General features: G+C 74.0%; 11 protein-coding genes. 4 read left to right on the forward strand and 7 right to left on the reverse strand.

What is annotated here, in order from left to right; genetic code table 11:
* Positions 1 to 91: 91 nt before the first annotated feature.
* Together UWG_RS0121615 and UWG_RS0121620 are read right to left on the reverse strand one after the other, a co-directional pair.
* A complete protein-coding gene (locus UWG_RS0121615; RefSeq protein ID WP_016909291.1) occupies positions 92 to 790 on the reverse strand; it encodes a response regulator transcription factor in 699 nt (232 codons plus the stop codon).
* Positions 787 to 1,983: a sensor histidine kinase gene (locus UWG_RS0121620; RefSeq protein ID WP_029391653.1), complete on the reverse strand. Its 1,197-nt coding sequence runs from the start codon at positions 1,981 to 1,983 to the stop codon at positions 787 to 789. The genes UWG_RS0121615 and UWG_RS0121620 overlap by 4 nt, the downstream gene beginning before the upstream one ends.
* A 124-nt stretch (positions 1,984 to 2,107) precedes the next feature.
* Here UWG_RS0121620 and UWG_RS0121625 point away from each other — a divergent pair, with 124 nt between their 5' ends.
* The gene (locus UWG_RS0121625; RefSeq protein WP_016909293.1) at positions 2,108 to 2,332 is read left to right on the forward strand and encodes a hypothetical protein; all 225 of its coding nucleotides are present in this window, start codon (positions 2,108 to 2,110) and stop codon (positions 2,330 to 2,332) included.
* Between the two features lie 20 nt (positions 2,333 to 2,352).
* On the opposite strand, the gene UWG_RS0121630 is transcribed toward UWG_RS0121625, so the two are convergent.
* Entirely contained in the window at positions 2,353 to 2,697 is a 345-nt protein-coding gene (locus UWG_RS0121630) for a VOC family protein (protein ID WP_016909294.1), read from the reverse strand.
* 109 nt (positions 2,698 to 2,806) lie between these two features.
* Between UWG_RS0121630 and UWG_RS0121635 the strand changes: the two genes are divergently transcribed.
* The gene (locus UWG_RS0121635; RefSeq protein WP_016909295.1) at positions 2,807 to 3,748 is read left to right on the forward strand and encodes a helix-turn-helix transcriptional regulator; all 942 of its coding nucleotides are present in this window, start codon (positions 2,807 to 2,809) and stop codon (positions 3,746 to 3,748) included.
* Between the two features lie 5 nt (positions 3,749 to 3,753).
* Here the strand turns inward: UWG_RS0121635 and UWG_RS0121640 are convergent, their stop codons facing one another.
* Together UWG_RS0121640 and UWG_RS0121645 are read right to left on the reverse strand one after the other, a co-directional pair.
* Positions 3,754 to 6,264 (reverse strand): excinuclease ABC subunit UvrA, encoded by a 2,511-nt coding sequence (locus tag UWG_RS0121640; protein ID WP_016909296.1) that lies wholly within the window; start codon positions 6,262 to 6,264, stop codon positions 3,754 to 3,756.
* 14 nt (positions 6,265 to 6,278) lie between these two features.
* Entirely contained in the window at positions 6,279 to 7,307 is a 1,029-nt protein-coding gene (locus tag UWG_RS0121645; RefSeq protein ID WP_016909297.1) for an acetylxylan esterase, read from the reverse strand.
* Between the two features lie 180 nt (positions 7,308 to 7,487).
* Here UWG_RS0121645 and UWG_RS0121650 point away from each other — a divergent pair, with 180 nt between their 5' ends.
* On the forward strand, positions 7,488 to 8,909 hold the full coding sequence (locus UWG_RS0121650) for a lipase maturation factor family protein (protein ID WP_016909298.1): 1,422 nt from the start codon (positions 7,488 to 7,490) through the stop codon (positions 8,907 to 8,909).
* Positions 8,910 to 8,926: 17 nt separating this feature from the next.
* Here UWG_RS0121650 and UWG_RS0121655 read toward each other — a convergent pair whose 3' ends face one another.
* Positions 8,927 to 9,970 (reverse strand): NAD-dependent epimerase/dehydratase family protein, encoded by a 1,044-nt coding sequence (locus UWG_RS0121655; protein WP_016909299.1) that lies wholly within the window; start codon positions 9,968 to 9,970, stop codon positions 8,927 to 8,929.
* A 147-nt stretch (positions 9,971 to 10,117) separates the two neighbouring features.
* Positions 10,118 to 11,059, reverse strand: coding sequence for a phosphotransferase enzyme family protein (locus UWG_RS0121660; RefSeq protein WP_016909300.1), 942 nt, complete (start codon positions 11,057 to 11,059; stop codon positions 10,118 to 10,120).
* A gap of 278 nt (positions 11,060 to 11,337) precedes the next feature.
* On the opposite strand from UWG_RS0121660, the gene UWG_RS0121665 reads away from it, so the two are divergent.
* Positions 11,338 to 13,946 (forward strand): acyltransferase domain-containing protein (locus UWG_RS0121665; RefSeq protein WP_029391654.1); only part of this gene is annotated, 2,609 nt, incomplete at its 3' end.

Consider the following 13,946-nt stretch of genomic DNA (forward strand, 5'->3'; position numbering starts at 1 on the left):
GGTCGAGCACGGAGAGGGGCGGGAGGGGCGGTGGCGCTGCGGAAGTCACACCTGTTTCAACACGTGCCGGGCGCTGGGATTCCCGCGGTGCTCATCCCCCGTCGAGAAGCTCCGCGTCGTGGACGAGGAGGGCGATCTGTACGCGGTTGCCGAGGTCGAGCTTGGCGAGGACGCGTGAGACGTGCGTCTTGACGGTCGGCACCCCCATGTAGAGCGCGGCCGCGATCTCGGCGTTGGAGAGCCCGCGGCCCACGGCGACCGCGACGGCGTGCTCACGGTCGGTGAGCTGCTCGGAGAGGAGGCGCCTCGCCCCTTCCCTGCGCGCGGTCTGCGCCTCGGGCTCGGGCGCCGTGGCGCGGTGGATGAGCTTGCGCGCCACCGCCGGGGAGAGGACGGGTTCGCCGGCGGCCACGGCCCGTACGGAGCGGGCGAGTTCGGGCGGCGGCGTGTCCTTGAGGAGGAACCCGGCCGCGCCGGCGCGCAGCGCGCGGAGTACGTAGGCGTCGGCGTCGAAGGTCGTGAGGACGACCACCTGCGGCGGCGAGGCGAGGCGCTGGAGGGCCTCGGTCGCGGCGAGGCCGTCGGTGCCGGGCATGCGGATGTCCATCAGCACGACGTCGGGGCGGTGGCGCTCGACGAGCTGCTGCACCTGCGCGCCGTCGGCGGCCTCGGCGACGATCTCCGCGTCGGGGAGACCGCCGAGCATCAGCCGCAGCCCCGACCGGACGAGCGCGTCGTCGTCGGCGAGGAGCAGTCGGACGGGCGTGGGAGAGGGCTCGGGCGTCGTCACACGGACCACGGTAGCCAGGCGTCGAGGACGAAGCGCGTCCGGTCCCTTCCCTGCCCGGGACCGTGGGCGAGGCTGCCTCCGGCGAGCTCGACGCGCTCCCCCAGTCCGACCAATCCGGCCCCGGCGCCCGGGAGTTCGGAGTGTGCGGCATGCGGCTGCGGCAGCTCGTTGGCGACGCGCACCCGCAGGCCCTCGCCGGGCGCGCCCGAGACCCGGACGTCGACCGGCGCCCCGGGGACGTGCTTGCGGGCGTTGGTGAGTCCCTCCTGGACGACGCGGTACGCCGTACGCGCCAGCGAGCCCGGCACCCGCTCGCTCGCCAGCTCCTCCTCGAACCGCACCCCGGCCCCCGCACCGTCGGCCTCTGCCACGAGGAGGCGCAGGTCGGCGACGGACGGCTGCGGGCGGTCCTCGGCCTCGGCGCCCGGTGCGCGGAGCACCCCGATCACCTCGCGCAGGTCCTCCAGCGCCTGGTGCGCGCTGCGCCGGATCACGCCGGCCGCGCCCGCCACCTCGCCGGGCGGTGCGTCCCTGCGGAACTCCAGGGCGCCCGCGTGGACGCTCAACAGGGAGAGGCGGTGGGCGAGTACGTCGTGCATCTCGCGGGCTATCTCCTCGCGGGCCTCGCGCTGCGCGTGCCGTACCCGCAGGTCCGTCTCGGCCTCCGCGCGCAGGGCCCGCTCCTCCAGCGAGGCGACCAGTTGCCGTCGGGAGTGGACGAACATGCCCCAGCCCACGGCGGCGAGCACGAGCACCAGCCCGATCATGGTGTTCTCCTGGCCGCTCGTGCCGGGCTCCGGGCGCTGGAGCGGCAGCGTGGCGACGGTCACGGCCGTCACGAGGGCGAGCGACCGCGTCCTGCAGTGGACCGCGACGGAGAAGAGGAAAACCAACTGCGCCCAGCCGACGAAGTGGAAGAAGACCCCGCCCACCGCGCAGGCGAGCGCCAGCGCGGTCGGCCAACGGCGGCGGAACCACAGCAGGCAGCAGGCGACCGCTCCGGCGAACTGGTCGAGGGCGAGGAACCAGGCTGGCCGTGCGGGGTCCTGCGCCAGGTCGCCCGCGGTGAGCACGCCGAGCACCGCGGCGCCGAGGAAGAGCGTCGTGTCGACGTACCAGTCGCGCCGGGAGCGGACCGCGGGGCGCGCCTGTGGGCGCACGGGGACGCTCCGGGGCACCGAACTGGCTGTCATGCGCCAGACGGTACGTGCCGGGTGCGGGGCGGCGCCGCGTCCGGGCACCGCGCGATACCGACGGCGCGGACGGCGATACTTTCGTCGGACACGGCCGGGCACGCCGCTGCCTAGCATCGCCCGCATGAAGAAGCTGCTCGAATTCGCGAGCCTCGTGCTCGTCCTCCAGGGTGCCGCAGGGCTCGTCCATCACTTCTTCGGGTGGCTCGAGGGCTGGGGCCTCGTCCAGCGGTTGGGGTTCCTCACGGGGCTGGAGATCTACGCGTCCCTCGTCCTCGTCGTGCTCGGCGTCGCGGTGGGCGGGCTCGCCGAGCGCCTCCGCGGCGGCGCCGCCTCCGCTTCGGGATAGCGGCACCGCCGGCGGTCGTTTCAGTCGACGGGGGCGACGCGGATGAGGTTCCCGTCCGGGTCGGCGACGACGAAGGTGCGGCCGAAGACGTCGTCGTGCGGCTCCTCCACGGTCCGTACGCCCTTGGCCTGCCACTCGTGGAACCAGCGGTCGATCCGGCCGGGCCCACCGTCCGTCGTCACGCACAGCTCGCCGGTGCGGGACGGTGCCGGGGTGCCCTCGGCCCCGCTCCACAGGGCGAGTCGGACTCCGCCTGCGAGCGGGAAGGTGACGAAGCGGGGCGACTCGAAGTCGGGCTTCAGGTCGAGCAGCTCCGCGTAGAAGCGCGCTGCCGCGGGTGCGTCCGAGACGTGGACGATGAACATGTTCACAACGGGCACGGGGTTTTCTCCTCGGTTCCTGGTCGAGTGGGGCGCGGAGAGCATGCCTGCGAAAGGCGACAGGTTCCGTCGTGTTGGATGGAACTCTGGGGCCATGACCCCGGATCGCTTCTTCTCGCTGCTGCTCGCCCTCCACTCCCGGAAGGGGGCCACCACGCGCGACCTCGCGGGCGAGGTCGGTGTGTCGGTGCGCACCGTGCTCCGGGACCTCCGGTGGTTGCAGGACGCCGGCTTCCCGCTCCTCGTCGAGCGGGGACGCGCGGGCGGCGTCACGCTGCTGCCGGGCGGCGTGCTCGACACGTCGCGGCTGACGGCGACCGAGCGCGACCACCTCGGGCTGCACGGTCTGGACGACGGCCAGCGCAGCCAGTTGGGCGCGGAGACCGACAGCCGCAGGGCGCTGCGGAAGGTCGCGGCGCCCGGTCAGCCGGCGTCTGCCCTGCTGCCGCTCAGCGCCGTCGTCGCCACGGACAACAGGCCGTGGTTCGGCCCGGAGACCGTGGGCACGCAGCCGAGCGCCCTCGTCGGCGACGTCCGCCGCGGCGTGCGGCTCCGCATCCGCTACCGGCGCTCGGAGGAGGCCGAGCCCGCCTGGCAACTCGTCGATCCCTACGGCCTGTTGGCGAAGGGAGGCCGGTGGTACCTCGTCGCCGACCGAACGGGCGTCCCCCGGCTCTACGCCCTGGAGCGGCTCACCGACTGGCAGCCGACACGGGCCCCGCGCCGCCTCCGCCCGTACGCCGCCCTGCGCACCGTGGCGGCCGAACTCACCTCGCGCTGGCAGGCGCTCGACGGCGTGCGCGTCGAAGCGGTGCTGCGCGCGCGGCAGTTGGACAGGGCGAGGCGCCTCCTCGGGTCCCGCCTCTCCGTGCGCTCGGCGGGGGAAGCGGAGGTCGAGGTCGCCGTGGCCTGCCGCGAGCCGGAGGACGTGCGGCAGCTCCTGCAGTTCGGGGACGACCTCACCGTGACGGGCCCGCCGGAGGCACGCGCCCGGATACGCGACCTCGCCGCGCGCATCCTGCGCCAGTACCCGTGAGGCCGCTACGCCTCCAACGCGGCCCGCAGGTACGGCGCCGTCGCGCTCCCCGCGCTCCGGGCCACCTCGCCGGGCGTGCCCTCGGCGACGATCCGGCCGCCCTGGTCGCCGCCGCCGGGCCCGAGGTCGATCACGTGGTCGGCACCGGCGACGACGCCCATGTCGTGCTCGACGGCGACGACCGTGTGCCCCTCGTCGACGAGTCGGTGGAGCTGGTCCATGAGCACGTCTGAGTCGGCGGGGTGGAGGCCGGTCGTCGGCTCGTCGAGGAGGTAGAGGGTGTGGCCGCGGCGGGTGCGCTGGAGCTCCGTGGCGAGCTTGATGCGCTGGGCCTCGCCGCCGGAGAGCTCCGTCGCCGGCTGGCCGAGCCGCAGATAGCCGAGGCCGACCCGTTGCAGCGCGTCGAGGCCGCGTGCCGCGGCCGGCACCTCGGTGAGGAAGGCCGCCGCCTCGTCGACCGTCATCCCCAGCACGTCGGCGACGGTGGCGCCCGCGTAGGTGATCCGGAGGGTCTCCGGGTTGTAGCGGGCGCCGCGGCAGTCGGGGCAGGCGGCGTAGGTCCCCGGCAGGAAGAGGAGCTCGACGGCGAGGTACCCCTCTCCCTGGCACGTGGGGCAGCGGCCGGAGCGGACGTTGAAGGAGAAGCGCCCCGCGTCGTAGCCGCGGGCCCTCGCCTCCTCGGTCTCCGCGAAGACCTTCCGCACCGAGTCGAAGAGCCCCGTGTAGGTGGCGAGGTTGGAGCGGGGTGTGCGGCCGATCGGCTTCTGGTCGACGCGGACCAGCCGCGAGACGGCTTCCGCCCCCTCCGACTCCGCCACGACGCCGGCCGCTCGCGGTTCCTCTTCGTCCTGCGGGCGCTCCCCGACGGCCTCCGCGAGGACGCGGGTGACCAGCGTCGACTTGCCGGAGCCCGAGACGCCCGTGACGGCGGTGAAGACGCCGAGCGGCACCCGGACGTCGAGCGCGCGCAGGTTGTGGAGCGTGACGCCGCGGAGGGCGAGCCGGCCGCTCGGCGTCCGGCGCTCCCCTCGCCGCCTGCGCCGCACGGCTGCCGCTGCCGCCTCGTCCGCGGCGCCCGTCGGCTCGTCCGCGGGGGCCGGTCCGGCGAAGAGGTAGCGGCGCGTCACCGAACGGGCGGCGCCGGCCAGCCCGTCGACGGGGCCGCTGTAGAGGACCTCGCCGCCGTGCCGGCCGGCGCCCGGGCCGACATCCACGACCCAGTCGGCCCGGCGTACCAGGTCCATGTCGTGCTCGACGACGAAGAGGGAGTTGCCCGCCGACTTCAGCCCCTCCAGCACCGTCGTCAGCGCCTCCGTGTCCGCGGGGTGGAGGCCGGCCGACGGCTCGTCGAGAACGTAGACCACGCCGAAGAGCCCGGAGCGCAGCTGCGTGGCGAGGCGCAGCCGTTGCAGCTCGCCCGCGGAGAGGGTGGGGACCGGGCGTCCCGTACTGAGGTAGCCGAGGCCGAGGTCCGTCAACACCCGGATGCGGTCGAGGAGTTCGCCGGCGAGGAGCGCCGCTGCGTTCTCCCGTACGTCGCCGCCGTGGCCCGCGCCCTCCGTGCTCTTCTCCAGCACCTCGGCGAGGCGGTCCATCGGCAGCGCGGTGAGCTCGTCGACGGCGTACCCGGCGTAGGTGACGGCGAGCGCCTCCGGCCGCAGCCGGCGGCCGTGGCACGCCGGGCAGGCGGCGCTGTGCAGGAACGCCTCCACCCGCCTGCGGGTCGAGGCGCTCTTGGTGTCCGCGTAGGTGTGGAGGACGTAGTGGCGGGCGCTCTGGTACTTGCCCTGGTAGGGACGTTGCAGCCGGCCGGCCTCGCGGACCGGGTGGACCGTGACGACGGGCTGCTCCTCCGTGAAGAGCAGCCACTCCCGCTGCTCGGCGGGGAGTTCGCGCCAGGGGCGGTCGATGTCGTACCCGAGCGCGTCGACGGTGTCCCTGAGGTTCTTGCCGAGCCACGCCCCCGGCCACGCGGCGATCGCGCCCTCCCGGACGGAGAGCGAGGGGTCCGGGACGAGCGACTCCTCCGAGACGCTGTGGACCGTGCCGAGCCCGTGGCACTCGGGGCAGGCTCCGACGGCGGTGTTGGGCGAGAAGGAGTCGGAGTCGAGCCGCTCGGCGCCCTCGGGGTAGGTGCCGGCGCGGGAGAGCAGCATGCGGAGGGAGTTGGAGAGCGTGGTGACGGTGCCGACGGAGGAGCGCCCGCTCGGCGCCGAGCGGCGCTGCTCCAGCGCGACGGCCGGGGGCAGCCCCGTGATCTCGTCGACCTCGGGGGTGCCGACCTGGTGGATGAGGCGGCGCGCGTACGGCGCCACCGACTCGACGTAGCGGCGCTGGGCCTCCGCGAAGAGCGTGCCGAAGGCGAGCGAGGACTTCCCCGAGCCCGACACCCCCGTGAAGGCGACGAGCGCGTCCCTCGGGATCTCGGTGTCCACACGGCGCAGGTTGTGCTCGCGCGCGCCGCGCACCCGTACGTATCCGTCGGAGCCTGCTCCGCTCACCTCGTGCTGCGCCATCCCTCCATGGTCGGTCAGCGGTCGGTGGGCCGCTCCTCCGGGCCCCGGTCGGGCGCGATCCCCCGGGCGCCGAGCCAGCGGAACTGCTCGGTCGCCTGCGCGTGGCGGCCGGCCGCGTGGTCGCCGTACGGCCAGACGCTGATCTCGCGGTGCGGCGGTGCGGCGTCGGCCGTGCCGTAGCGGTTGTACGCGGCGAAGACCGTGGACGGCGGGCAGACCGGGTCCATCAGGCCGACGCTGAAGAGCGCGGGCGCCGTGGCACGGGGCGCGAAGTGGACGCCGTCGAAGTAGTCGAGGGTGCCGAGGACCGTCTCGGGCGGCAGGCCCTGGTGGATGCCGAGGAACTCGGCGATCTCCGTGTACGGGCCCTGGAAGGCGGTCTCGGCGCCCCGGCGGATGTGGCAGAGGAACGGTGCGTCCACGAGCGCGGCCGCGACACCGTCCCCGACGAGCCCGGCGACGGCGAGCGCCAGCCCGCCTCCCTGGCTGTGGCCCTGCACGACGAGGCGGCCGGGGTCGACGGCCGGGTGGGCGCGCACCGCCTCCAGCGCCCGTACGCAGTCGGTGATCAGCCGGCGGAAGTAGTGGTCCTGCGGGCTGGCGGCGCCGAGCGTCATGAAGCCCCGCACGTACTGCGGCGTCGGCACCGGGTCGGGATCGGGGGTGGCGTGGCCCTGCCCGCGGCTGTCCACGACGAGGTGCGCGTACCCGGCCGAGGCGTACAGCAGGTGCTCGGTGTGGAGTCCGCGTCCTCCGCCGTACCCGACGTAGCTCACCACCGCGGGCAGCGGGCCCGCGGCGCCCCGCGGCAACACCAGCCAGGCCGCGACGGGTTGGCCTCCCCAGCCGGGGAAGCGTACGTCGAGGACGTCGAGGGTGCGCAGCGGTGACTCCACCGTGCGGAACTCGGCGCCGGTGAGGCTCTCGGGGCTCTCGCCTGCCGCGGCGAGCGTCTTCGCCCAGAACTCGTCGAAGTCCTCCGGCTCGCGGACCGCGGGGCGGTACTTCTCCAGCGCCTCCAGCGGCATGTCGGTCAGTGGCATGGCGTGCGGCTCCCCTCCGGCTTCCGGCGGCAGGTACCGCCGTCGGGAGCGTACGCGGCGCGCGCGTGGTCCACCGCCAACGGCCGCCCGGGGCACGGCGGATGGCGCGGGGCGCCGTCCGAGCGAGGGGATGCGCGTCGCGGCGGTCCGCCGGGCCGGCCGCGCCTCGCGGTGGTACGCATGGCGGCCATGGACTGGTTCACCGATTCCGGCTACTGGCTGAGCAGGCTGCTCGTCCAGCGCGGCCTCGCCGCCGTCTATCTCCTCGCGTTCCTCGGTACGGCGCTGCAGTTCCGTGCGCTGCTGGGGTCGCGGGGCATGCAGCCGATCCCGCGCTTCGTCGGACGCGTCCCCTTCCGTGCCGCGCCGAGCCTCTTCCACCTGCACTACAGCGACCGGTTCTTCGCGGCGTGCGCGTGGTGCGGTGCGGCGCTCGCCGCCGCGGTCCTCTGCGGGGCCGGGGACGCGGTGCCGCTGCCCGTCTCGATGGGGCTGTGGGCGGTGCTCTGGGCGCTCTACCTGTCGATCGTCAACGTCGGGCAGACGTGGTACGCGTTCGGCTGGGAGTCGCTGCTGCTGGAGGCCGGGTTCCTGGCGATCTTCCTCGGCAACGCGGACACGGCGCCGCCCGTGCTCGTCATGTGGCTGCTGCGCTGGCTGCTGTTCCGCGTCGAGTTCGGCGCCGGGCTGATCAAGTGGCGGGGCGACACCTGCTGGCGCGACCTGACCTGCCTCTCCTACCACCACGAGACCCAGCCGATGCCGGGCTTGTTGAGCTGGTACTTCCACCACCTCCCCCAGCGGCTGCACCGATGGGAGACCGGGGCCAACCATGTCGCCCAACTGCTGCTCCCCTTCGGCCTGTTCCTTCCTCAGCCGGTGGCGAGCGTCGCCGCGGGGCTGATGATCGTCACCCAGCTCTGGCTCGTCCTCTCCGGCAACTTCGCCTGGCTCAACTGGCTCACCATCGTCATCGCCCTCGGCGCCGTCGACTTCACCCCGCTCACCGGCGTGCACGGACAGGGCGGGGCGCCGCTCTGGTTCCTGGTTGCGACCATGGCGTTGACGCTGCTCGTCGCGGTCCTCAGCTACCGGCCGGCGAGGAACCTGCTGAGCCGCCGGCAGCAGATGAACCGCTCGTTCGACTCGCTCCACCTCGTCAACACCTACGGCGCCTTCGGCAACATCACCCGCGTACGCCAGGAGATCGTCCTGGAGGGCACCGACGAGGCGGAGCCGACGGGGGAAACCGTATGGCGCGCGTACGAGTTCAAGGGCAAGCCGGGCGACCCCGGGAGGCGCCCGCCGCAGTGGGCGCCGTACCACCTCAGGCTCGACTGGCTGATGTGGTTCGCCGCCCTCTCCCCCGCCTACCGGCGCGGATGGTTCGAGTCGCTCGCGCTCCGGCTGCTGGAGAACGACCGGGACACGCTGCGGCTGCTGCGCCACAACCCGTTCTCCGAGGAGCCGCCCCGCCAGGTGCGCGCGGTCCTGTACCGCTACCGGTTCACCACGCCCGCGGAGCGGAAGGAGACCGGCGACTGGTGGCACCGCACACCGGTCCGCGAGGTCCTCGGGCCGGTGCGCCTGGAGGGTGCCTGAGCCGCCCGCGAGGGGCGTCAGACGGCGAGCGGCTCAGCGGCGAACCTCCGCATCCCCTCCTCGAACGGGACCTCGGCCCGCCACCCGAGCTCCGTCGCGATCCGCTCGGACGACGCCGTGATGTGCCGTACGTCCCCGAGGCGGTACTCGCCCGTCACCACGGGCTGCGGGCCGCCGTACGCCGAGGCGAGCGCGGTGGCCATCTCGCCGATCGTGTGCGGCTCCCCGCTGCCGGTGTTGTACGCGCGCGTCCGGCCCTCGCCGAGGCGAGGGAGGGCGCGGAGAGCTGTCTCGTTCGCCGAGGCGACGTCGTCGACGTGGACGAAGTCCCGCCGCTGCGCGCCGTCCTCGAAGACCTTCGGGGCCTCGCCGCGCTCCAGCGCCGAGCGGAAGAAGGAGGCGACGCCGGCGTAGGGGGTGTCCTTCGGCATGCCGTCGCCGTAGACGTTGTGGTACCGCAGGCTGATGGCGCTCCCTCCGGTGGAGTCGGCCCAGACGGCGGCGAGTTGTTCCTGCGCCAGCTTCGTGACGGCGTAGACGCTGCGGGGCTCGGTCGGCGCCCCCTCGCGGATCGCCGAGGTCAGCAGCCGTGCACCGCACTCCGGGCACCCCGGCTCGAACCGCCCCGCCGCCAGGTCGGCGGCGGCCCGCGCCGGGGGACGGACGGTCCCGTGGTCGGCGCACCGGTAGTCGCCCTCGCCGTAGACCACCATCGACCCTGCGAGCACGAGACCCCGCACCCCGGCGGCCGCCATGCCGCGGAGCAGCACCGCCGTGCCGAGGTCGTTCGCCGAGACGTACGGGGGCGCGTCGGCGAAGCCCTTGCCGAGTCCGACCATCGCGGCCTGGTGGCAGACCGCGTCGACGCCTTCCAACGCCCGTGCCACGGCGCCCTCGTCGCGCACGTCGCCCTCGAACCACTCCGGCGGATTCGCCCCCGCCCAGGGGGACCTCTCCGGTGGGACGGTGTCCAGCACCGCCGTCTCGACGCCCGACTTCTCCAGCCGGTCGACGACGTGTGACCCGATGAAACCCGCTCCACCCGTGACAAGTACGCGCATGCCGGACACCGTAGGGACCCGTGCCTCGCGGACGGCGCAGGCGGCCCGGCATGTCTCCGGGAAAGGCCGGCTCCCTCCGGGCCCGTCGTGGGGCGCCGCGTCAACGGTGGGCCTGCGGGGCGGAGTTCGGGCCTTTCGGAGATCCGGTCACGGCACGTAGAAGTCCGGGGGCAGCCTTTCGGCGGCGCGGACGTTCTCCCGTGCGCGTTCGATCAGCTTGGCGTTGCTGTACTCGGGGCTCTGGCCCAAGTCGACTCCGTGGTACTCGCGGCTGGCGTAGATCCAGCCCTCGGTCGCGGCGCGCACCTTGAGCATGGCGGGGAGGCGGGTGAAATCGTCGACGGGTGCGGGGGAGGTTTCCAGGTAACCGGAGAGGAAAGGTGCGGGTTCCGTTCCTTCCTCCACGAAACTCAACGTGCCCGCGAGGTCGAAGACATGCGGTCCGTGCATGACCTCGCCCCAGTCGAGAAGGCCCGCTTCGCGACCGTCGAAACGGAATTCAGTGAGCCGCGGATCGCAGTGGAGCACACCACCGGAGAGCTTTTCGGCGGACGCGGCCTCCATGCCTTCGCGGATCGCCCGCTGAATCCACTCGCGCCCTTCGAGGAACGGCTGTTCCGCCAGCAGCCAGTCCATGCGGGTCCAGACGAGCGTCTGCGGCAGCGGGGGGACGTCGCGCAGCGCCGCGTGAATCAGGCCGAGGGTGCGTCCTGCCAGCGCCAGGTCCGACGGGTTGTCGAGTTCGGGTGGCCGGCCCGCGACGTACGCCAACAGCCCCCAGCACCACGGCCCGTGCTCGACGACGATGCCGCCGTCCCGGGTCCGCCGAGGCGCGCCGGCCCGGACGCCTGCCCGCTCCGCCAGCTCCGCGGCACGCAGCCCGGAGGCGAACTTGACGGCCTGGGTTTTCGGTACCGCTTTCAGCACCAGGCGCTCGCCGCCCGCTTCCAGCAGCCAGGTGTGCGAGTTGTAGCCGATCTGCCAGGTGCCTTCCGGCCAGGGCACCACCCCGAAACCCTCGGCCTCCCAGGAATGCAGCGGAAACTCCTCGGGGGACGGAGCCCGCGGCAGCGGGTCAAAGATCGGCATAAGTTTCCCCAATTTTCTTCGAGTTGCCCTCGGATCGCCGAAACGCGCGGCAAGGCAGCACCTCGACCGACGGACGCGCGCGACTCATGGTATTTCCGTGGCCCGCGCCCGGGGAAGGGAGACGGGAATCGCACGTCGACTCTGCGGCGGCTAGGGGAATCCCTAGGGGCGTATAGGGGTGTCGACGGGACAACTGGGCTTGATTGTCTGTCTGTTGCTCCCGTTCGCGGAGACGTCCCGCACGATCCGATTTCGTCTCTCAGGAGAGTTCTTTCGTGGTGGAAGAAACCCGCGACGTCCTCGTTACCGGTATCGCGCACCGCGAGGGAACCCGCTCGATCTGGGAGACCGCCTGGCGCGCCGTCGAGGACGCCGGCGCCGTCCCCTCCCCCGCGCATCCGGCGGTCGTGTTCGCCGACGCCGAGGACCCGCCGGAGTGGGCCGCGCTCCCGGGACTCGAGCTCCGCTCGGCCGCGGGCCGCGACCCGTTCGCGGTCGCCGTCGGCTGCCTTCGCGAGGAGCCGGTGGCCCTCGTCGTCGTGTACGACGCACCGACCGGCACCGCCGCGGCGCTGGCGCGTGCGACCCCGGGCGCCGACGCCCACGGCGCGCTGGCCGCACGCGAGGGGCGTGCGGCGCAGCTCGCCGCCCTGCGACCGCGCTCGGGGCCCAACGGCCCGGGCCGCTCGGCGAGTTGGCGCTCCTCGGTCCCGCTGCTCGTGTCGGGCCGCACCGACGCGGGACTGCGGGCGGTCGCCGGAGACCTCGCCGGCCACCTCGTCGACCACCCGGACGTCCCGCTGCCCGACCTCGCGTTGAGCCTCGCCGCCGCGCGCACGGTCTGGCCGCACCGCACGGTGGTGGAGGCCGCCGACCGGGAGTCGGCGGTCACGGCGCTGCGTGCGCTGGCCGCGGGCACGCCGGGCGGGACGACGGTGCACACGGAGCCCGGGACGGGGGCCGTTTTCGTCTTCCCGGGCCAGGGAACCCAGTGGCTGGGCATGGCGCGCGAACTCGCCGAGACGGCACCGGTCTTCGCGGAACGGCTGGCCGCGTGCGAGCGTGCGCTCCGCCCCCGCATGGACGTCGCGCTCGACGATGTCCTCGCGGGCGACGTGCCGATGGACCGGGTCGACGTCATCCAGCCCGCGCTCTTCGCCGTGATGGTCTCGCTCGCGGAGCTGTGGCGGTCGGACGGCGTCGTCCCGCGCGCGATGGTGGGGCACAGCTTCGGGGAGATCGCGGCGGTGACCGCGGCGGGCGGCCTCTCCCTGGAGGACGGCGCCCGGCTCGTCACCGCGGTGAGCAGGACGCTCGCCCTCCTCGAGGGAGAGGGCGACATGGTCGCCGTGGCGCTCGGCGCCGCGGAGCTGGAAGGGCTCATCGCCGAGTGGGGCCTGGAGTTGGAGAGCGCCGTCGTCAACGGGCCGCGGTCGACCGTGGCCTCCGGTACGCCCGACGCGGCGGCGGCGCTGCTGGAGCGTCTGGCCGAGCGGGGCGTGCGGGCACGGCGGCTGCCGATCGGGATCGCCGGCCACTCGCGGCACATGGACCGCATCCGCGAGCGGCTGACAAGGGAGGCGGCGGCGATCCGGCCCCGTGCCTCCACGGTCCCCGTCTACGGCTCGACGACGACGGCGCCGCTCGACACCGCGCACCTCGACCCCGGGCACTGGTTCCGCAGCCTCCGCAGCACGGCGGAGTTCCGGCGCGTCACCGAGGCGCTCCTGGCAGCGGGGCACCGCCTGTTCGTGGAGATCAGCCCGCACCCGGTACTGGCGTTGCCGATCGAGGAGACGGCCGCGCACGCCGGCACGGCCGCGACCGTCCTCGACACGATGCGCCGCGACGACGCGGGCCACGGCCGCTACCTGCGCGCGCTCGCCGAGTGCCACGCGCACGGCACGGAGCCGGACTGGGCCACCGCGCTGCCCGGCGCCCGACGCGTACCGCTGCCGCCCTACCCGTTCGACCGCGACGCGGCGGACGGAGAGGCCGTCCCGCTGCGGGAGCGGCTGGCCGGGCTGGACGAGGCCGGCCGGCTGTCGGCCGTGGTGCGGCTCGTCGTCGACGCGCTTCCCCGGCGGGAAGGGGACGAAGCCGCGCCGTCCGCGGACTTCAGGTCGCTCGGCGTGGACTCCGCCGAGTCGCTCCGCGTCCGGCACCGTCTGGTGGAGAGCACCGGACTGCGGCTGCCCGTGACGGCGCTCTTCGACCATCCGACGCCGCACGCCCTGGCGGAGGAGATGCTGCGCATGCTCTCCGGGGCGCCGGCAGCGTGTGCGGAAGAGGCGGCGGACGCCTCGTCGCCACGGGACGAGGCGATCGCCGTCGTGGGGATGGCCTGCCGGTTGCCCGGCGGTGTGCGTTCGCCCGAGGAGCTGTGGCGGATGGTCGTCGAAGGGCGGGAGGGGGTCGCACCCTTCCCCACCGACCGCGGCTGGGACCTCGACGCGCTCTACGACCCCGATCCCGCCCGCCCCGGCACCTTCTACCAGCGTGAGGCGGCGCTGCTCGACGGTGTCGACGAGTTCGACGCCGCCTTCTTCGGCATCGCGCGCCGGGAGGCGCTGGCGATGGACCCGCAGCAGCGGCTGCTGCTGGAGACGGCCTGGGAGGCGCTGGAGCACGGGGGCATCGTCCCCGGCACGCTGCGCGGCAGCCGCACCGGCGTCTTCACCGGCGTCATGCACCTGCCCTACGGCGGGCCACCGCACCGGGCGGCGCCCGACCTGGAGGGCTACGTGGTGACGGGCACGACCTCCAGCATGGCCTCCGGCCGGCTCTCCTACGTCCTGGGGTTCGAGGGCCCCGCGGTGACGGTGGACACCGCGTGCTCCTCGTCGCTCGTGGCGCTGCACCTCGCCTGCCAGGCGCTGCGCAACGG

This window comes from Streptomyces xiaopingdaonensis (assembly GCF_000262345.1).
In the GTDB taxonomy this organism is placed as follows: Bacteria; Actinomycetota; Actinomycetes; order Streptomycetales; family Streptomycetaceae; genus Streptomyces; species Streptomyces xiaopingdaonensis.

Coding starts and splice junctions, on each gene's coding strand:
- UWG_RS0121620 (WP_029391653.1), bottom strand. CDS start 1,983: ATGACAGCCAGTTCGGTGCCCCGGAGCGTCCCCGTGCGCCCACAGGCG.
- UWG_RS0121625 (WP_016909293.1), top strand. CDS start 2,108: ATGAAGAAGCTGCTCGAATTCGCGAGCCTCGTGCTCGTCCTCCAGGGT.
- UWG_RS0121630 (WP_016909294.1), bottom strand. CDS start 2,697: ATGTTCATCGTCCACGTCTCGGACGCACCCGCGGCAGCGCGCTTCTAC.
- UWG_RS0121635 (WP_016909295.1), top strand. CDS start 2,807: ATGACCCCGGATCGCTTCTTCTCGCTGCTGCTCGCCCTCCACTCCCGG.
- UWG_RS0121640 (WP_016909296.1), bottom strand. CDS start 6,264: ATGGCGCAGCACGAGGTGAGCGGAGCAGGCTCCGACGGATACGTACGG.
- UWG_RS0121645 (WP_016909297.1), bottom strand. CDS start 7,307: ATGCCACTGACCGACATGCCGCTGGAGGCGCTGGAGAAGTACCGCCCC.
- UWG_RS0121650 (WP_016909298.1), top strand. CDS start 7,488: ATGGCGGCCATGGACTGGTTCACCGATTCCGGCTACTGGCTGAGCAGG.
- UWG_RS0121655 (WP_016909299.1), bottom strand. CDS start 9,970: ATGCGCGTACTTGTCACGGGTGGAGCGGGTTTCATCGGGTCACACGTC.
- UWG_RS0121660 (WP_016909300.1), bottom strand. CDS start 11,059: ATGCCGATCTTTGACCCGCTGCCGCGGGCTCCGTCCCCCGAGGAGTTT.